16 protein-coding genes are annotated in these 17,822 nt (G+C 56.0%); 8 read left to right on the forward strand and 8 right to left on the reverse strand.

The window, feature by feature from the left end; all coding sequences use genetic code 11:
* The first annotated feature begins 52 nt into the window (after nt 1-52).
* The gene (rlmF, locus tag ACQG1K_RS07135; protein ID WP_426720889.1) at nt 53-964 is read left to right on the forward strand and encodes a 23S rRNA (adenine(1618)-N(6))-methyltransferase RlmF; all 912 of its coding nucleotides are present in this window, start codon (nt 53-55) and stop codon (nt 962-964) included.
* A gap of 43 nt (nt 965-1,007) precedes the next feature.
* Here rlmF and ybiO read toward each other — a convergent pair whose 3' ends face one another.
* The 6 genes from ybiO to rhtA form a co-directional block, all read right to left on the reverse strand.
* Entirely contained in the window at nt 1,008-3,218 is a 2,211-nt protein-coding gene (gene ybiO / locus ACQG1K_RS07140) for a mechanosensitive channel protein (protein WP_022647521.1), read from the reverse strand.
* 120 nt (nt 3,219-3,338) lie between these two features.
* Entirely contained in the window at nt 3,339-4,061 is a 723-nt protein-coding gene (glnQ, locus tag ACQG1K_RS07145; protein WP_367074656.1) for a glutamine ABC transporter ATP-binding protein GlnQ, read from the reverse strand.
* A complete protein-coding gene (gene glnP / locus ACQG1K_RS07150; protein WP_010428919.1) occupies nt 4,058-4,717 on the reverse strand; it encodes a glutamine ABC transporter permease GlnP in 660 nt (219 codons plus the stop codon). Before glnP ends, glnQ begins: the two co-directional genes overlap by 4 nt.
* A gap of 93 nt (nt 4,718-4,810) precedes the next feature.
* Complete coding sequence (gene glnH, locus ACQG1K_RS07155; RefSeq protein ID WP_003858455.1) at nt 4,811-5,554, reverse strand: glutamine ABC transporter substrate-binding protein GlnH; 744 nt, start codon at nt 5,552-5,554, stop codon at nt 4,811-4,813.
* Between the two features lie 361 nt (nt 5,555-5,915).
* Nucleotides 5,916-6,419 carry a DNA starvation/stationary phase protection protein Dps gene (gene dps / locus ACQG1K_RS07160; protein ID WP_000100801.1) on the reverse strand — a complete coding sequence of 168 codons (504 nt, stop codon included), beginning with the start codon at nt 6,417-6,419 and terminating at the stop codon, nt 5,916-5,918.
* Nucleotides 6,420-6,717: 298 nt separating this feature from the next.
* On the reverse strand, nt 6,718-7,605 hold the full coding sequence (rhtA, locus tag ACQG1K_RS07165) for a threonine/homoserine exporter RhtA (protein ID WP_023305742.1): 888 nt from the start codon (nt 7,603-7,605) through the stop codon (nt 6,718-6,720).
* Between the two features lie 354 nt (nt 7,606-7,959).
* Here rhtA and ompX point away from each other — a divergent pair, with 354 nt between their 5' ends.
* The gene (gene ompX, locus ACQG1K_RS07170) at nt 7,960-8,478 is read left to right on the forward strand and encodes an outer membrane protein OmpX (RefSeq protein ID WP_003858450.1); all 519 of its coding nucleotides are present in this window, start codon (nt 7,960-7,962) and stop codon (nt 8,476-8,478) included.
* Nucleotides 8,479-8,594: 116 nt separating this feature from the next.
* Here ompX and ACQG1K_RS07175 read toward each other — a convergent pair whose 3' ends face one another.
* On the reverse strand, nt 8,595-10,178 hold the full coding sequence (locus ACQG1K_RS07175; protein WP_022647524.1) for a phosphoethanolamine transferase: 1,584 nt from the start codon (nt 10,176-10,178) through the stop codon (nt 8,595-8,597).
* 268 nt (nt 10,179-10,446) lie between these two features.
* Nucleotides 10,447-10,575 carry a manganase accumulation protein MntS gene (mntS, locus tag ACQG1K_RS07180; protein WP_022647525.1) on the reverse strand — a complete coding sequence of 43 codons (129 nt, stop codon included), beginning with the start codon at nt 10,573-10,575 and terminating at the stop codon, nt 10,447-10,449.
* Between the two features lie 182 nt (nt 10,576-10,757).
* Here mntS and mntR point away from each other — a divergent pair, with 182 nt between their 5' ends.
* From mntR to ACQG1K_RS07210, 6 genes are all read left to right on the forward strand, one after another.
* Entirely contained in the window at nt 10,758-11,231 is a 474-nt protein-coding gene (gene mntR, locus ACQG1K_RS07185) for a manganese-binding transcriptional regulator MntR (RefSeq protein WP_022647526.1), read from the forward strand.
* The gene (locus ACQG1K_RS07190; RefSeq protein WP_063138204.1) at nt 11,228-12,337 is read left to right on the forward strand and encodes an anion transporter; all 1,110 of its coding nucleotides are present in this window, start codon (nt 11,228-11,230) and stop codon (nt 12,335-12,337) included. The genes mntR and ACQG1K_RS07190 overlap by 4 nt, the downstream gene beginning before the upstream one ends.
* A 101-nt stretch (nt 12,338-12,438) precedes the next feature.
* A complete protein-coding gene (locus tag ACQG1K_RS07195) occupies nt 12,439-13,533 on the forward strand; it encodes an HlyD family secretion protein (RefSeq protein WP_022647528.1) in 1,095 nt (364 codons plus the stop codon).
* Entirely contained in the window at nt 13,530-15,101 is a 1,572-nt protein-coding gene (locus ACQG1K_RS07200; RefSeq protein WP_022647529.1) for a DHA2 family efflux MFS transporter permease subunit, read from the forward strand. Before ACQG1K_RS07195 ends, ACQG1K_RS07200 begins: the two co-directional genes overlap by 4 nt.
* Nucleotides 15,101-16,624, forward strand: a complete 1,524-nt coding sequence (locus tag ACQG1K_RS07205) for an efflux transporter outer membrane subunit (protein ID WP_426720888.1) — start codon at nt 15,101-15,103, stop codon at nt 16,622-16,624. The genes ACQG1K_RS07200 and ACQG1K_RS07205 overlap by 1 nt, the downstream gene beginning before the upstream one ends.
* Nucleotides 16,625-16,726: 102 nt before the next feature.
* Nucleotides 16,727-17,767 carry an aldo/keto reductase gene (locus ACQG1K_RS07210; RefSeq protein WP_063152790.1) on the forward strand — a complete coding sequence of 347 codons (1,041 nt, stop codon included), beginning with the start codon at nt 16,727-16,729 and terminating at the stop codon, nt 17,765-17,767.
* The last annotated feature ends 55 nt before the right edge of the window (nt 17,768-17,822 follow it).

Below are 17,822 nucleotides of genomic sequence, written 5' to 3' on the forward strand. Positions count from 1 at the left end.
TACCCCCGCGCCGTCACAGGGTATCTTATGCGGCTGTTTAAAGGAGAATGCCATGACTTCCCACAAGCCGGGATTGCACCCGCGTAACCGCCACCGTAGCCGCTACGATATGAAAGCCCTGTGTCTGAGCTGCCCTGAATTGCAGGGTTTTATCGTTCAGACACCAGCCGGTGAACCGTCGGTAAACTTTGCCGATCCGCTGGCGGTTAAAACGCTGAACAAAGCGCTGCTGGCCCATTTTTATGGTGTGACGCACTGGGACATCCCTGATGGCTTTCTCTGCCCGCCGGTCTCGGGCCGTGCGGATTACGTCCATCATCTTGCCGATCTGCTGGCGGATGACCACGATGGCGTAGTGCCGAAACAGGCTACCGTCCTTGATATCGGTACGGGCGCGAACCTGATCTACCCCCTGATAGGCGCACATGAGTACCAGTGGCGATTTACCGGCAGCGAGATCGGTGATGAGGCCTTCGCCAGCGCGCAGGCCATTATCAACGCTAACCCGGGGTTAAGCCGGGCCGTTCGTCTGCGTCGTCAGAAGGATGCCGCTGCTATTTTCAACGGCATAATTCATAAGAACGAACAATATGATGCCACCCTGTGCAACCCGCCATTCCATGACTCCGCCGCCTCCGCGCGTGCGGGAAGTGAACGCAAGCGGCGTAACCTGGGCCAGGCCGAAGATGGCGCGCTGAATTTTGGCGGCCAGCAGCAGGAGCTGTGGTGCGAGGGCGGGGAAGTGGCCTTTATTTTGCGCATGATTGCCGAGAGTAAAGGCTTCGGTCGTCAGGTGAAATGGTTTACCACGCTGGTCTCTCGTGGCGATAACCTGCCGCCGCTTTACCGCGCGCTGACCGAAGCCGGCGCGGTGAAGGTGGTCAAAAAAGAGATGGCGCAGGGTCAGAAGCAGAGCCGCTTTATTGCCTGGTCCTTTATGGACGATAACAAACGTCGCAAATAATCGTTTCTCGGGCCGGGAAAGGCGAAGCCGCCACCCGGCTCGGTTACAGCGTCGGCTCCTGTGGAGGGAGCGGCGAAGCGGGCGGCGACAATACCTGATACGTCTGCACCGGCGCTCTCACGTTCGCCAGATCGAAGTGTTTTTTCACCATGCTGTCGAGAGCAAAGCGCACCGTCCACTGCTTAAGCGGCTGGGTGGTGAACGATACGCGCAGGGTAAAGGCAGTGTTCGTCAGCCCGACGATGCCCGCAAACGACGGCTCACCAATTACCAGCCCGCGAATATCCTCCATCTCCATCAGTTCGCTCACCGCATCCCGCAGCGCCTGTTTCGCCTTATCTGCATCTTCGTGACGATCGACATCATAATTCGCCACCACCGAACCAATGCCGCGCACAAAGTTGGCAAAGGTGGTGATCGATGACCACGGAATAATGTGGTACGCCCCGGTATCCTGACGTACGCCGACGGAGCGAATGGACATCCTCTCCACCGTGCCGGTGAGCGGTCCAATGGTCACAAGATCCCCGGTGTTCATCCCGTTCTCAAACTGGATAAAAATGCCGGTGATAATATCCTTCACCAGCGTCTGCGAACCAAAGGAGATCGCCAGTCCCAGGGCACCGGCACCCGCCAGCAGTGGGGCGATATTTACGCCGATTTCCGACAACACAATCATGATGGTAATGGTGCTAATGATCACCGCCAGCGCGTTGCGGAACAGCGTCAGCAGTGTGCGGGCGCGGGCGCTTGGCAGGGGCCTGCCGTGGACATCCGACACCAGACGGTTTTCGATAAGGCTTGCCAGCAGCGTCCAGCCGACGGCGGAGAAGAACAGGATCAGCGCGATACGAATAAGAATATCGACGGTCTTTTCTCCCGCACCGTTATGCAGCCAGTTCCAGAAATCAAACAGTCCCCACGCATTCAGCAGCAGCATAATTGCCACGCAGACCGTCAAAATACGCGCCACCTTCAGCGACACCGATGTCCAGCCATTTACCCGTTTTTGCAGCTCGGGGTAATTACGCTGAACCTGCGGCGACAGGGTGATCGTCTTCGACAGCCAGCGGGAGAGCAGGCCAGAAACAAAGGCCGCGATGCCGATAATCGCCAGGCTTTTGAACGTCGCCCCCATCATAAATTTCAGGCTGTTGCCCGGATCGAACAGCGAGAAGAAACACAGCACAATAAAATAGGCGCTGGCCAGCCAGTGCCACACCAGCGCAAAGGCGCGAATAAAGAGGCTGAAAAAGGAGAGGGAGCGATCGGCCAGGTGAAGCAGACTGTCGGTGATCGCTTTTTTATTGTGGAAGATGAGGTACAGCGCCCAGACGGTAATACAGAGCATGATCAGCACGTTCGCCAGGGCCCCGAACTGCACGTTAACCTGGTTGGAAATAATCGGGACGGCAACCAGCAGGCCATAGCCGATTAACCCACTCAGCACGCTGAGCCGAACCGCCCAGTATTTGGCGCTCCGATCCGAAATGGCGAACGGGCGAAGTTCCGGCACGCGCGGACAGAATATTAACCGCAGGAGCGCCTTAAAGAACTCGATCAGGGCAAAGGCGTTCAGGAACAGCCCCTGCTGAAAGGCGATGGTTTTGTTCCCGGTATTAAGACGGTCGGCCAGCATCTGGCCGACAAACAGCGTCAGCGCCAGCAGCAGCAAATCGATGATAAAGGCCCCGGTAATCATTGCCGGAAGATGCAGCCAGCTGCTTTTATGCTGATTCTTTTTACGTCCCCAGTGGCCCATCTTCCGGTAAAGCGGCCAGACAGACAGGCGCAACAGCCAGTAAAAAATGAATACCGCGGCGGCCAGAATAGAAAACTGGGTCGCGGCTGCAGAAAAGGTGTGGGGATTAAAAGGCTTATGCGAGGTGCCAACAAGGTTGCGATAGAGCTGGGCAAAACGCGACGACAGGGCTTCCCCGTAGCGGCGACTGATATCGGTGACGTTTTCCAGTACCGTCTTTTCGTCTTCGACTTCCGGCGGCGCGATAGTCGGAACCGGATCCTGAGGCGGTGTGGCGGCCACTTTCCTCAGCTGATCGATAAGCTCCTGCCGGGACGTGTCGTTCTCAAGCACGTCGGCAAGTGCGCTGTAAGCGGCTTTTTTCTTTTCAGCGTCGGGTTCTGGCGGCGCATTTTGCTGGGTGGCGGTGGCTCCGGTGGTGACGCCGGGAATGGTTACAGCAAGTGATGGCGCGCTAAACAGGGTAAACAGTAGCAACAGGATCCACGGCACGGCGTCCTCCGACAAAAATATCGTGCAAAATGATAAGTATAGAGCGCGCGGAGCGGAGGGGAGTTTTTGGGAACAATCCGGCATAAAAAAGCCGGGCATGCCCGGCTCTGTGTATGGCTATCAGGAGACGTGTTGCAGGAACTCCTGGAGGCGCTGGCTAGGTGGGTTCTCAATCAGCGCCTGCGGATTACCGTCTTCCGCGATGCGGCCCTTATCAATGAAGATCAAACGGGACGCCACTTTTTCGGCAAAGCCGATTTCGTGGGTAACGATCACCATCGTCATGCCTTCTTCTGCCAGATCCTGCATCACTTTCAGCACCTCGTGACGCAGCTCCGGGTCGAGTGCGGACGTTGGCTCATCAAACAGCATCATCTTTGGCTTCACCGCCAGCGCACGGGCAATGGCCACGCGCTGCTGCTGGCCACCGGACAGCTCGGAAGGATAGTGGTGGGCACGCTCCGCCAGACCCACTTTCGCCAGCAGATCTTTTGCCAGCGTTTCTGCCGCCGCTTTGCTGGCCCCACGCACGCGCAAAGGACCGAACATCACGTTTTCCAGCGCCGTCAGGTGCGGGAACAGGTAGAACTGCTGGAACACCATGCCCGCTTCCTGGCGGATCAGGCGCTCGTCCACTTTCGGATCGTTCACCTTCAGACCATCGACGATCAAATCGCCGCTGGTGATCTCCTCGAGCTTGTTAATGCAGCGCAGCAGGGTGGATTTTCCGGAACCCGACGGCCCGATGATCACCACCACTTCACCCTGCCTGATGTTCAAATCGATATTGTGTAGCACCTGGGTTGGACCAAAGTGCTTGGAAACATTTTTAAATTCAATCACAGGATTTTCATCCTTCTTTCAAGACGACGCAGAACAAAGCTCAGGACAAGCGTGATAATCAGGTAGACAACGGCGACCGCACTCCAGATTTCCAGGGCGCGGAAGTTACCCGCGATGATCTCCTGGCCCTGACGGGTCAGCTCGGCCACGCCGATAACAATAAACAGCGAGGTGTCTTTAATGCTGATGATCCACTGGTTGCCCAGCGGCGGCAGCATGCGGCGCAGCGCCAGCGGCAGGATCACGTGACGGATCGTTTCGCGACGGGAAAGACCTAACGCCAGACCGGCTTCGCTGAAGCCTTTATGAATCGACAGCACCGCACCGCGGGTGATTTCCGCAATGTAGGCGCCGGAGTTGATCATAATGGTGACGACAGCTGCGCTGAACGGGTCAATGCGCAGATCGTTGAAGGCCATCGGCAGGGCGAAGTAGATAAACATGACCTGCACCACAATGGGGGTGCCGCGGATCACTTCGATGAAAACCAGCGCGATGTGGTTTGCAATCCAGCCGCCGTAGGTGCGGGCGAAACCGGCCACCAGACCGATAATTAACCCGCCAACCAGACCGAGGACCGAAATCCACAAGGTCATTTTAGCGCCTTCAAGCAAGAGAGGAATGGCAGGCCAGATGGCGCTCCAGTCAAACTGCATGATGTATTCCTGTATACCGTGGTGAAAAACGAAAAACGTAGGCCCGGTAAGCGGTAGCGCCACCGGGCGTTACAAACCTGAAGTCAGGTGAAATTATTTAGGCTCGGTACCGAACCATTTTTTGTAGATTTCGTTATAGGTGCCGTTCTCTTTCAGGGTTTTCAGCGCGCCGTTAACTTTATTACGCAGGTCGTCGCTGCCTTTCGGGAACGCAATACCGTACTGCTGAGCTTCCAGGGAATCACCTACCGCTTTGAACTTGCCGTTACCGGCGGTTTTGATGAAGTAAAGGATGTTAGGCGTGTCGTGCAGCACCGCGTCTGCGCGGTTGGTGCCCAGTTCCATGTAAGCGTTGTCGATGTTCGGGAACTGACGCAGGTCTTTGGTTTTGATATTGGCTTTCGCGTAATCAACGGAACCGGTGCCGCTCTTCACGGCGACCACTTTACCGTCGAGATCTTTCACGCTTTTCACGTCGTTGTTATCCGCTTTCACCATCACCAGCAGGCCGCTTTTGTAGTAGCCATCAGAGAAATCGATAGCTTTTTTACGCTCTTCGGTAATGGTGATGCCCGCCAGCGCCAGGTCAACGTTTTTGGTTTGCAGTGCCGGGATAATGCCGCTGAAATCCATTGGCTTCAGGGTGTAATCCAGTTTGAGTTCTTTTGCGACAGCGGCCCACAGATCAACGTCAAAACCAACGTATTTATCACCCTGTTTGAATTCAAACGGTACGAACGCCGTGTCAGTCGCCACAACCAGTTTGTCGGCAGCCTGCGAGGACACCGCAAACGCCAGGGTAAGTGCAGCCAGTGAAACTTTTAATACAGACTTCATAGCATTTCCTTTTATATCCACGGGGCGATCCCCTGCGAGAACCTCAGGCACAATGAAAAAATCGTGCCAGTTTTACAAGCTGTTGTTTTGCAAAGGGGATAATGTCACGCATTGCACAAAAAGCGTGGCAATTCTGTCAGGTTGCACCAGAATGGAGCACCGTTTTGGTGCGCTTCGTTAAGGTCTTCTGACAGGGGGATATTTAGCGCAGAATCTGACGAAAAAACAATCTTCCGTTAACGGTTGTGTGAGGTGATTATTACATTTTATTCACTTTTGCGGCCGTTGCGGACAAAAGTGTGCACCATAAATGTGCAAAACCCCCGCCAGGGGCGAGGGTTATTCAGACAATCCGCAGGGATTATTCGATGTTTGACTCAATGAACCACAGGAACTGATCCAGGTCGCGTGACGCGGCAGTGAAGATATCAGCGGTGTCTTCATCTTTTGCTTCGCCAATCGCTTTACGAACATCGTTCGCGACAATCGCATAACGGTCCGCCAGCTCTTTCAGGTGATCCTGAACGGTATGGATATCCAGCGGATAGCTTTTCAGTGGCGTTTTGCTGTTGATCACCTGCGTGGTACCCAGAGCCACACCGCCCAGCTGTACGGCGCGTTCGGCCATGGTATCCAGATGAGTCACCAGTGCTGTGCGGAAGCCATCCAGCATTTCATGAACGGCAATAAAGTTTGCACCGCGCATATTCCAGTGGGCCTGTTTGGTGATCAGCGAAAGATCGATGAACTGGACCACCTGGCGATTCAGCAGCTCAATGGTCGCTTTTTTATCGCTATCCGATACATCGTTACGGGTATAAAGCAGATTAGACGCTTTCGTTTTCACCAGTTTAGCGGTACTCATAATCTCATATCCTCTTGATGTTTGTGTCCCAGGTAATTACGGGATTAAGTATAGCACCGGATTTTTTCTCTGCGGTTTGGCGCTGCCTATCGGTTTAATAGCGAAAGGATGGTTGAAGTTTTAACTTAATGATTTTAAAGTTATTTATATAAATTGATGCAGATCAATCTTAATTCGTTAAGTGACAAGGCGGGCAGGTGAAATATTTTGGCAATATAAGAGAGTTTGTAAGAAATTATTTGAAGGGCTGACGAGACCTATATTCTGCATGGCCGGTAAGCCATGCAGAATTTAAGGGCTAGTTGAGGTCAATCTTATGTACTTTTGGTTCCGGGCGCATGGTCAATGTAGAGCCCATTGACGCCGCGATAATGGAACAGAGCGCCAGCGTCTGCACCAGTGTCAGGGTTTCGCCGAGGAACATCATTCCAGAGATGGCAGCCAGCGCGGGCTCCATGCTCATGAGCGTACCAAAAATACGCGTAGGCAGACGCGTCAGGGCGATCATCTCCAGAGAGTAGGGCAGCGCCGTGGAAAGAATGGCGACCGCCAGCCCAACCGGCAGGATTGACCACTGCCATATTGAGTCCGTTGCTTGTGCCATGCCGATCGGGACAAAGATAACCGCGGCAATCAGCGAGCCTAAGGCGACCGTCGCGGGGCCGTGCTCTTCGCCCGCACGCTGGCCAGTGAGAATATACACCGCCCAGCACGCCCCTGCGCCTAGCGCCAGAGCGGCCCCTGTCAAATCGATTTGTGAAACGCTTTGGCCGAGCGGCAGCAGGAACCATAGCCCCAGCACGGCCAGTATGACCCAGATAAAGTCTACCGGGCGACGAGAAGAAAAGAGGGCAACCGCCAGCGGGCCGGTAAATTCAAGCGCGACCGCGATCCCCAGCGGGATAGTCTGAATAGAGAGGTAGAACATGTAGTTCATCCCTCCCAGCGCCAGCCCATAAAAAAGCAGAGGCAGTCGCTGCTCCTTTTTAAACCGTAGCCGCCAGGGTTTAAAGACAACCACGAGGATCAGGGTGCCTAATGCGATACGCAGCGCCGTGACGCCGGGCGCACCAATCAGCGGAAACAGCGATTTTGCCAGCGACGCGCCGCTTTGTATGGACATCATCGCGATAAGTATGACTGCCACCGGCATCCAGACCGACGATTTACGAGGTAAACCTGGCATCCTTTCTCCTGTCAATTTTTGTCAAAAGAGGTAAAAGTCGCAGTGTAATGGAAATAACCTGCAACGGTTGAGCTACTGTTGAAAAAAATCCAGGGAAAATCCGTAAAATGAGAAAACGTTGCTGATTTTATCGCCTGAAAGATTAGGAATAATCTGGATGAACTAAATGGCGATGACGCGCACTATTAGCATTTACAGGTGAAAATCTGGAGTTATTTGAACGAGATAGCTGGTGCTGGAAATGTTCTGTTACAGGAAAGGTCGCATTAGACATCGTGAATGACAAAGAGTTTCACAGATTTTTTTGATATATTTAAAACTTACGGACTTACTTGAAGCACATTTGAGGTGGTTATGAAAAAAATTGCATGTCTTTCAGCACTGGCAGCTGTTCTGGCTGTTTCCGCAGGTACCGCTGTAGCGGCAACTTCTACTGTAACTGGTGGTTACGCTCAGAGCGATATGCAGGGCGTGATGAACAAAACCAACGGTTTCAACCTGAAGTACCGTTACGAGCAAGACAACAACCCGCTGGGTGTGATCGGTTCTTTCACTTACACCGAGAAAGATCGTACTGAAAATGGCTCTTACAATAAAGGTCAGTACTACGGCATCACCGCGGGTCCTGCTTACCGCCTGAATGACTGGGCAAGCATCTACGGTGTTGTAGGTGTTGGCTACGGTAAATTCCAGCAGACCGAAAACCAGGGTCTGAACCGTACTGCAAGCAACAGCGACTATGGTTTCTCCTATGGCGCAGGTATGCAGTTCAACCCAATCGAAAACGTTGCTCTGGACTTCTCCTATGAGCAGAGCCGTATCCGCAACGTTGACGTTGGCACCTGGATCGCGGGCGTAGGTTACCGCTTCTAATCACTTCGGTGAGCCAGTAAAAAATCCGCCCAATGTGGCGGATTTTTTTTGTTTGTACCCTCTCCCCGTGGGAGAGGGCCAGGGTGAGGGCATCAGCCTGCACGAGACGGCAGAGATCACTTACTCTTAATATCGAAAATATCCGTCCCCAGATGGTTATAGTCAACTTTCTGTAACCTGAAGTTGGTAATGTAAACTGGCGGGCCCTTCTTCCCGGAGATAAACGGGTAATCATTTTTTATCTCTTTCGCCTTAATCCCCGTCCACTGTGAGAAGAATTTCAGGAAATCGTTCGCGGAACGGCGCGCTTTGATGATGCGATGCGTTTTGTCATCACTCGACAGCACCATAAACGGTACCTGGAAGTTCTGCTGAAACTTGTCATCGTGGGCCAGATACTGCACCTCTTTACCGCGCTCCTTAAACGCCAGACCGTGGTCAGAGAAATAGACCATCGAGAAGCTATCGCCGCTGTTGCGCAGCTGCGCGTACAGCTTGCTGAGCAGATCGTCGGTTTGCGTCATGGTGTACAGATAACACGAGGTCTCTTTGGATTGCACAAACTCCGCATATTTTCCCCCGGTACGATCGCATGCCTGCGGGTGTGACCCCATCAGGTGCAGGACGATCAGCTGCGGCTGGGTGCGCTGAGTGGCAAAGACCTGCGCGGTCATTTTTAGCAACGCTTCATCTTTTGTGTTTTTATCGGCTTCGAAATCACCGCTTTTCAGGAACTGTACCTCGTCGGCACGCTTCGCGATGCTGGCAATGGCGGTATCATACTCGCCGATCTGCCCCTGGTTGGAGAACCACCACGTCTGAAAACCTGCCCGGTTGGCCAGGGTGACAAAATTATCCTGAAACTGCGGTTTTCCATCCACGACACGGTTGAGCGTCAGACCGAGAGATTTCTGCGTCGAACCGCTGGCCGCCACGTAATCGGTAAACAGCGTACCGTTGACGGAGCTGGCAAATGGCGTGTTATCCCAGTGACCGCCAAACGCGCCGAGCGCATCGCGACGCGCGCTTTCACCGATCACCACCACATAGGTGTGATACTTCGGTTTCACCGCCAGCACGTTCCAGGTATCTTTCATGGTGGATAGCTCGGCCATACGCGCCTGCTCGTCGAGCACTTCCTCGTTATTCACTACCACGTCTTTAACGAAGCGAAACACCGGATACCCGGTATCTTTAAGCTTAAACACGCCGCCCCAGGCCAGATTTTGTACCGGCGCAACAAAAAACGTCACTACGCTAAAGGCCAGGCACAGGCTTTCAATTTTACCCCATGTTTTTTTCCCGACCTGCTTACGGCGAACCGCAATCACGCCGAGAGCAAAAATGAAAAGGCCAACCACGTAGTTGTACCACGGGAAGATCGTCAGGATCTCTGTAGACTCTTCCATATTGGTGGAGTGGAGCGCCAGCAGGGTATTAAAGTTCGGCGCGCCATAGGCCTGGCCGAACGGGAAATAGGCGGCAGCCACCAGAGAACAGATCCCGATAAGCACTTTCTGCATGCGCGGTGCGCTTCGCCATAGCAGGTGAAGAATGCAGGTGAACCCGACGGCATAAAGCAGGCTAAAGGGGTAGCCAAGAGCAAAGTTAATCAACAGCGATTGCAAAAAATAGAATCCCGTCCACGGGCTTAGGGCCCGGCTGCGGGTAACAAGTGTATCAATCAGGGTTACGTTCATAGATCACTATCACGAAAACGCCATGTGCTCACCCTGGCGTCAAGGGTCAAAGCCTGCCGGACAGTGCGAGGAAAGGGAATGGAGGTCCGCTTCAGCGAGCCGCAAATTGTGCAGGGCTGCAAGAAGATAGTGCGAGCGTGAATCAAGGTCAACAGTTGCTAAACAGATGTTTTGCGAAGGGGGCTGCAAATCCGCAAAAATAATCAGGAAAAAGCGAGTTTACAACGAAAGTGTGACAGGAAAATGAAGCGGCGTGCCGCGACGCCGCTTAGTGAGAAGATTTGTCGTCCTGATGCGGTTTGGCGTTAAACATATCGCACAGCATGTTCAACAGCATTAGACGCACTTTAAAAGGAGAGTGAGTAAACACGTTCATACACCTCTTGAATTCATTCATAAGACCTCCTGATTCATGATCCCTTCGATCCGTGAAGGGTGACTGCATTACATACAGATATAGCACAGGCTATATTGTATAGCTATGGCTAATTCGTTAATTTTTTGTGCTTGTAGAGCTATGGTTTACAATGTGCGCTCCGTTACAGGGCGCTGGAAGCGTCAACCCATTGAGGAAGCACAATGAACCGTCGCGCAGGTAAGCCAACAACAAAAAAAACGACGCAACTGGTGAACGTTGAAGAGCATGTGGAAGGCTTCCGTCAGGTGCGTGAGGCGCACCGCCGGGAGCTGATTGATGATTATGTCGAACTGATCTCCGATCTGATTCGTGAAGTTGGAGAAGCGCGCCAGGTGGATATGGCCGCACGCCTGGGGGTGTCGCAGCCAACCGTTGCCAAAATGTTAAAACGTCTGGCGTCGGTCGGGCTGATCGAGATGATCCCCTGGCGCGGGGTGTTTCTCACCGCTGAAGGCGAAAAGCTGGCGCAGGAGAGCCGCGAGCGCCATCAGATCGTCGAGAATTTTTTACTGGTGCTGGGCGTCAGCCCGGAAATTGCCCGTCGGGATGCCGAAGGTATGGAACACCACGTCAGCGAAGAGACGCTGGTGAAGTTCCGCGAATTTACGCTCAAATATGGCCCCGCCGCTGAATGAACATCCCCGGCTTGCAGGCCCTGAAACGCGATCGTTTTTTCCATCTTTTACTTATCACTGGCGTTGGGCTCAGCGTCTTTGTGCCCTTCACGCCGCACACCTGGCCGGCGGCCATAGACTGGCGCACCATTATTACCCTGAGCGGTTTGATGATGCTCACCAAAGGCGTGGAGCTGAGCGGCTATTTTGACGTGCTGGGGCGCAAAATGGTGCGCCGCTTCGCCACCGAGCGCAAGCTGGCTCTGTTCATGGTCTTTTCGGCGGCGCTGCTGTCGACGTTCCTCACTAATGACGTAGCGCTGTTTATCGTGGTGCCGCTTACGCTCACGCTGCGTAAGCTGTGCGAAATACCGGTTACCCGTCTGATTATCTTTGAAGCGCTGGCCGTCAATGCAGGCTCGCTGCTCACGCCGATCGGTAACCCGCAGAACATTCTGCTGTGGGGACGCTCCGGCCTGTCGTTTACCGCATTTACCTGGCAGATGGCGCCGCTGGCGCTGGCGATCGTGGCGACGCTGCTGGTGGTGGGCTGGTTTGCTTTCCCGAATAAAGCGTTGCAGTACCACAGCGGTACCACCGGCCCCCAGTGGCAGCCGCGTCTCGTCTGGAGCTGCCTGGGACTGTATATCGTTTTCATTACCGCGCTGGAGTTAAACCAGGCGCTGGCGGGCGCGCTGCTGGTGGCGTGTGGCTTCCTGTTCCTCGCCCGGCGGGTGCTGGTGAGTGTTGACTGGACGCTGCTGCTGGTGTTTATGGCGATGTTTATTGACGTGCATCTGCTGATCCAGCTCCCGGTATTGCAGACCGTTCTCCATAGCGTCAGCGGTCTGTCGCAACCGGGACTATGGCTGACGGCGATTGGTCTCTCGCAGGTGATCAGTAACGTGCCGTCCACCATTTTGCTGCTTAACTATGTTCCCCCAACGGTTCTGCTGGCGTGGGCGGTCAACGTCGGCGGCTTTGGGCTGCTGCCCGGCTCGCTGGCCAACCTCATCGCCCTGCGGATGGCCAACGATCGCCGCATCTGGTGGCGCTTCCATTTATGGTCAATCCCGATGCTGCTCTGGTCTGCGGCGGTCGGTTTCGGACTATTCCTTCTCATATAGTGCGCAATTTGTCAGTTTTTCCTGGCAAATGTATAGCAACGTCCTAGCTTTAGTGAACGGCATAGTGTGATGCCGCTCACTGACAGGACCGTTGCTGAACTATGGCAGAAGATCAAAATCCACCTGCTGACGAGCAGGATCAAAACAATAACGAGCGCAAGCGCCCGGGCAAAAAACCGTTAATTATCCTTGGCATCGTGGTCATCGTGATGGTGATCGTGGCGCTGGTCTGGTGGTTTTTAACCCGTAACGAAGAGACCACCGACGACGCCTTCACCGACGGCGACGTAGTGACCATTGCCCCAAAAACGGCAGGCTACGTTACCGAACTTCGCGTGCGGGATAACCAGCGTGTAAAGAAAGGGGATGTGCTGGTGGTGATCGATCCGCGTGATACCACCGCCCAGCGCGATCAGGCTCAGGCCCAGCTTGGGCTGGCGGTTGCGCAGTTGCATCAGGCGCAGGCGCAGCTGGCGCTCTCGAAGGTGCAATATCCCGCCCAGCGCGATGAAGCCAAAGCCCAGGTACTGAAAGCCCAGGCGGATATGGCCAACGCTCAGGCGGAGTACCGCCGTCAGCGCGGCGTTGACCCCCGCGCGACCACACAACAAAGCATCGATGCCGCGAACGCTCAACTGCGGAGTGCACAGGCGGGTCTGGCCAGCGCGCAGGCGCAGCTGGAGGTGGCGGAGCAGGTCCAGCTGCAAATCCGCCAGCAGGAGACTAACGTCGAAGCCCGCGAACGGCAGGTCGATCAGGCCAGAGCGCAGTTGGAAACCGCCAACCTGAACCTCTCTTATACCGAAGTCCGCGCCCCGTTCGACGGTTTTGTCACCAAACGCAACGTCCAGCCTGGTACGCTGGTGCAGGCAGGCACGGCACTGTTCTCGCTGGTTTCCCCGAACGTGTGGGTGGTGGCGAACTTCAAGGAGTCGCAGCTTGAACGTATGAAGCCGGGCGACAAAGTGACCGTGTCCGTCGATGCCTGGCCGGATATGGCGCTCGAAGGCCATATTGACAGCATCCAGCAGGGCAGCGGCTCGCGCTTCTCCGCCTTCCCGTCGGAAAACGCCACCGGTAACTTTGTGAAGATCGTTCAGCGCGTGCCGGTGAAAATCGTCATTGATAAGGGGCTGGATCCGAACAAACCGCTGCCGCTGGGGCTGTCGGTTGAACCGAAGGTCACCGTGGAATGACGGACAGCAGCCACGAAAACTGGAAGCCCGCCAGTAACCCGTGGGCGGTGGCGATTGTGGTCACCCTGGCGGTGTTTATGGAAATTCTGGACACCACCATCGTCAACGTGGCGCTGCCCCACGTCGCGGGGTCGCTCTCGGCCAGCTATGACGAATCTACCTGGGTGCTCACCAGCTACCTGGTGGCGAACGGCATCGTGCTGCCGATCTCGGCCTTCCTGAGCCGGCTGTTTGGCCGCAAGCAGTTCTTCCTGATCTGCATTGTGATGTTCACCATCTGCTCGTTCCTGTGCGGCATCGCCACCGAGCTTTGGCAAATCATCCTGTTCCGTGTGATGCAGGGCTTTTTTGGCGGCGGGTTGCAGCCCACGCAGCAATCGGTGCTGCTCGATTACTTCAAGCCGGAGGACAGGGGCAAAGCCTTTGGCCTTTCATCCATTGCCATTATCGTCGCGCCGGTCCTTGGCCCGACGCTGGGAGGCTGGATCACCGATAACTACTCCTGGCGCTGGGTGTTCTTTATCAATATTCCGGTAGGGATTGTGACGGTGCTGGCCATCTATCAGCTGCTGGAAGATCCGCCGTGGGAGAAAAAGTCGGAAGAGAAGCTCACCGTCGACTGGACGGGGATCGGCCTGATCGCTCTCGGACTTGGCTGTTTGCAGGTGATGCTCGACCGGGGCGAAGATGATGACTGGTTCTATTCGAACTTTATCCGCACCTTCGCGGTACTGACGCTGGTCGGCATTATCGGCGCGATCTACTGGCTGATGTATGCCAAAAAGCCGGTGGTGGATCTGCACTGTATGAAGGATCGCAACTTTGCGATCTCCAGCCTGCTGATGGCGGGGATGGCGATGATCCTGTACGGCAGTTCGGTGGTTATTCCGCAACTGGCGCAGCAGGATTTGGGCTATACCGCCACCTGGTCCGGGCTGGTGCTCTCGCCCGGCGCGGTGCTGATTGTGCTGACTATTCCGCTGGTACTGAAGCTGATGCCGGTGGTGCAGACGCGCTGGATCATCGCCTTCGGCTTTACCTGCCTGGCGGTGTCGTTCTTCTGGTCCCGGACGCTGACACCGGATATCGATTTCGAAACGCTGGTGCTGTTCCGCAGCGCCCAGTCGATTGGACTCGGGTTCCTGTTTGTGCCCCTCACCACCATCGCCTTTATCTCGATCCCGAGGCGGCTTAACGCCGACGCGGCGGCGCTGTTTACCATGTTCCGCAACGTGGCTGGCTCGATTGGGATTTCGCTCTCGACGGCGGCGATCACCGAGCGCTCACAGGCGCACAGCGCGCATCTGGCTTACCACGCTTCGCCGTTTAATGAGCAGTTCCAGCTGGCGATACGCGAAAGCGCCCAGGCGATCCAGAACTTCACCACTCAGGTGGGCGATCCGACCGGCATTGCCACCGGGCGGATGTACCAGACCATGATCGAGCAGTCGCGCTTTCTGGCCTACATCGACGTCTTCACCATTCTGAGCGCGGTGGCCTTCTTACTGATTCCGTTTTGTTTGTTGCTCTCGCCGGTTAAGAGCGAGGGGAGTGCAGGAGCACACTGATGATACACAGACGTTTACACCCCCTGATGATAATGATGCTGCTGGTGGGCTGCGCCGTCGGGCCGGACTACCAACAGCCTGCACCGCCCGCCACCACGCACTGGAACGATAAGGGCGACGGCGCGGTGAAATCACAAACGTCCTCCGCCGCCACCAACCCGCGCTGGTGGAAAACCTTCGGCTCGCCGCAGCTCGACAGCCTGATTGAACGCGCCATCGCCGGAAATCTGACGCTACAGCAAACGGTATTGCGCATTGCCGGCGCGCGCGAACAGATTAACCAGGCCGGCGGGGCATTTTTCCCGTCGGTGAATGGCAATGTGCAGGCGACGCGCCAGCAGCTTGGGCTGGAAGGGGAGCTGAAATCCCACGGCGTGTATGACCAGCTGAATAATGTCGATCCGCAGCTGCGAAGCGCGTTAGGCCCGCTGACGCAGCCGATTAACCTCTATCAGGGCAGCTTCGACGCTCAGTGGGAAATCGACCTGTGGGGCAAGGTGCGCCGTCAGGTAGAAGCGGCCGAGGCGCAGCAGCGGGCGGCGATCGAGCAGCGTAACGATGCGCTGGTCTCGCTGGAAGCCGAAGTGGCGCGGGCGTGGCTACAGCTGCGAGGGGCGCAGAGCATCATTGCCACGCTTAATACGCAAATTCAAAGCGCGCAGCAGACGCTGGATCTGACCGAAAGCCGCCAGCGGGGCGGGCTGTCACCGCAGATGGACGTAGAAAACGCCCGGGCGCAGCTGGGCAATCTTGAAGCCCAATTGCCGCAGTATCAGGCGCAGGAACGCCAGGCGATGAACGGGCTGGCCATCCTGCTCGGCAAACCGCCGGGGGCGCTGGATGCCGAATTACAATCCGTGCAGCCGATGCCAGCGTTGCCGGATATTGTGCAAACCGGCATTCCGTCAACGCTGGCGCGTCGTCGCCCGGACGTGCGCGAAGCTGAGGCGAACCTCCATGCCGCTACGGCGCAAATTGGCGTCTCGGTAGCCGAACTGTTCCCAAGCTTCACCCTCTCCGGGCAGTTTGGCCTGCGTAACAGCGAATCCGGCTGGCTGACCGACTGGAGCAGCCACTTTTACAGCTTCGGTCCGCAGGTCTCCATCCCCATCTTCCAGGGCGGTCGGCTGGTCTCCAGCGTCAAGGTGGCCCGCGCACAGCAAGGGGCGGCGGTGCTGGACTATCGTCAGACGGTGCTGACGGCGCTCGGCGACGTTGAAAACGCGCTGGTGAGCTATCGCACCGACCAGCAGCGTGAGGCGGGCCTGGCGAAAACCATCGACGCGCTGCAAAACGCTTTTGATCTCGCCAGCGACAGCTACCGACAGGGGATCGCCAGTTTTATTGACGTGCTGGACGCCCAGCGTCAGCTCGCTCAGGCCGAACAGCAGCGGGCGCAGGCGCAGGTGCAGAGCGCGCTTGACCTGGTGGCGCTCTACAAAGCCCTCGGCGGCGGCTGGGAGCCGTATCAGCAGGTTCAGCTGCCAGACTACAGCGTCTTTGGCGATGCCCTGCGCGGATAGATTCAGAGGATTGGGCAAGAAACGGACAGGAACGCCACATTCGCGATGGCTGGGGGGCGGGTATAACTAACAGACACCCAATCGACATGCGAGGAAAGCGTTATGCGTTATCAAAAACTGGGCAATACCGGACTGTTTGTTTCTGAACTCTGCCTCGGCACCATGACCTTCGGCGGCGAGGGCGGCATGTGGGGCAAGATTGGCCAGCTAAGGCAAAACGAAGCCGAGCAGCTGGTGGGCCGCGCGCTGGACGCGGGCATCAACTTTATCGACACTGCCGACGTCTATTCGGAAGGACGCTCGGAGGAGATCCTCGGGCAGGCGCTGAAAAACCTGAACGTTCCACGTGAAAACGTGGTGGTCGCCACAAAGGTGTTTGGTGAAACGGGCACGGCGGGAGTGAACTCACGCGGCGGCTCGCGCTATCACATTATCGACAGCGTAAAGGAGAGCCTGCGCCGCCTGCAGCTCGATCATATCGATCTCTATCAGCTGCACGGTTTCGACCCCGCGACCCCCATCGAGGAGACGCTTTATGCACTGGATAACCTTGTGCAGCACGGTCACGTGCGATACATCGGCGTCTCGAACTGGACTGCGTGGCAGATTGCCAAAGCGCTCGGTATTTCTGAACGTCTTGGGCTGGCGCGTTTCGCATCGTTGCAGGCGTATTACACCATTGCCGGACGTGACCTGGAGCGCGAGCTGGTGCCGATGATGCAGAGCGAAGGCGTCGGATTGATGGTCTGGAGCCCGCTGGCGGGCGGCCTGCTGAGCGGAAAATACGGTCGTGACGGGCAGAGCGAAACCGGAGGCCGCCGTCTGGAATTTGACTTCCCGCCGGTGAATAAAGATCGCGCCTTCGACTGCGTGGACGTAATGCGCGTCATTGCCGAGCGTAAGGGCGTCTCCGTGGCGCAAATCGCGCTGGCATGGCTGCTGCATCAAAAAGCGGTGACCAGCGTCATTATTGGTGCGAAACGCGTCGATCAGCTGGACGATAATATTGCCGCCACCGGGATCCGCTTAAGCGAAGACGAGCTTAAACAGCTTGATGCCGTCAGCGCGCTGCCGCGCGAATATCCAGGCTGGATGCTGGAGCGGCAGGGGGAATACCGTCGTAGTCAGCTCGCGCAGCAGTAACCTTCCTTTTCCCCGGTGGCGCTTCGCCTACCGGGGCTACTATCTCTGGTCTTTA

It is taken from the genome of Enterobacter cloacae complex sp. 402C9, assembly GCF_050030745.1.
Classification (GTDB): Bacteria; Pseudomonadota; Gammaproteobacteria; order Enterobacterales; family Enterobacteriaceae; genus Enterobacter; species Enterobacter intestinihominis.

Bases quoted from the DNA above. Each gene is read 5' to 3' on its own strand.
- glnP (WP_010428919.1), bottom strand. From the start codon at position 4,717: ATGCAGTTTGACTGGAGCGCCATCTGGCCTGCCATTCCTCTCTTGCTT.
- ACQG1K_RS07210 (WP_063152790.1), top strand. From the start codon at position 16,727: ATGCGTTATCAAAAACTGGGCAATACCGGACTGTTTGTTTCTGAACTC.
- ompX (WP_003858450.1), top strand. From the start codon at position 7,960: ATGAAAAAAATTGCATGTCTTTCAGCACTGGCAGCTGTTCTGGCTGTT.
- dps (WP_000100801.1), bottom strand. From the start codon at position 6,419: ATGAGTACCGCTAAACTGGTGAAAACGAAAGCGTCTAATCTGCTTTAT.
- ACQG1K_RS07190 (WP_063138204.1), top strand. From the start codon at position 11,228: ATGAACATCCCCGGCTTGCAGGCCCTGAAACGCGATCGTTTTTTCCAT.
- rhtA (WP_023305742.1), bottom strand. From the start codon at position 7,605: ATGCCAGGTTTACCTCGTAAATCGTCGGTCTGGATGCCGGTGGCAGTC.
- glnH (WP_003858455.1), bottom strand. From the start codon at position 5,554: ATGAAGTCTGTATTAAAAGTTTCACTGGCTGCACTTACCCTGGCGTTT.
- mntR (WP_022647526.1), top strand. From the start codon at position 10,758: ATGAACCGTCGCGCAGGTAAGCCAACAACAAAAAAAACGACGCAACTG.
- ACQG1K_RS07195 (WP_022647528.1), top strand. From the start codon at position 12,439: ATGGCAGAAGATCAAAATCCACCTGCTGACGAGCAGGATCAAAACAAT.
- ACQG1K_RS07200 (WP_022647529.1), top strand. From the start codon at position 13,530: ATGACGGACAGCAGCCACGAAAACTGGAAGCCCGCCAGTAACCCGTGG.
- rlmF (WP_426720889.1), top strand. From the start codon at position 53: ATGACTTCCCACAAGCCGGGATTGCACCCGCGTAACCGCCACCGTAGC.
- ACQG1K_RS07175 (WP_022647524.1), bottom strand. From the start codon at position 10,178: ATGAACGTAACCCTGATTGATACACTTGTTACCCGCAGCCGGGCCCTA.
- ACQG1K_RS07205 (WP_426720888.1), top strand. From the start codon at position 15,101: ATGATACACAGACGTTTACACCCCCTGATGATAATGATGCTGCTGGTG.
- mntS (WP_022647525.1), bottom strand. From the start codon at position 10,575: ATGAATGAATTCAAGAGGTGTATGAACGTGTTTACTCACTCTCCTTTT.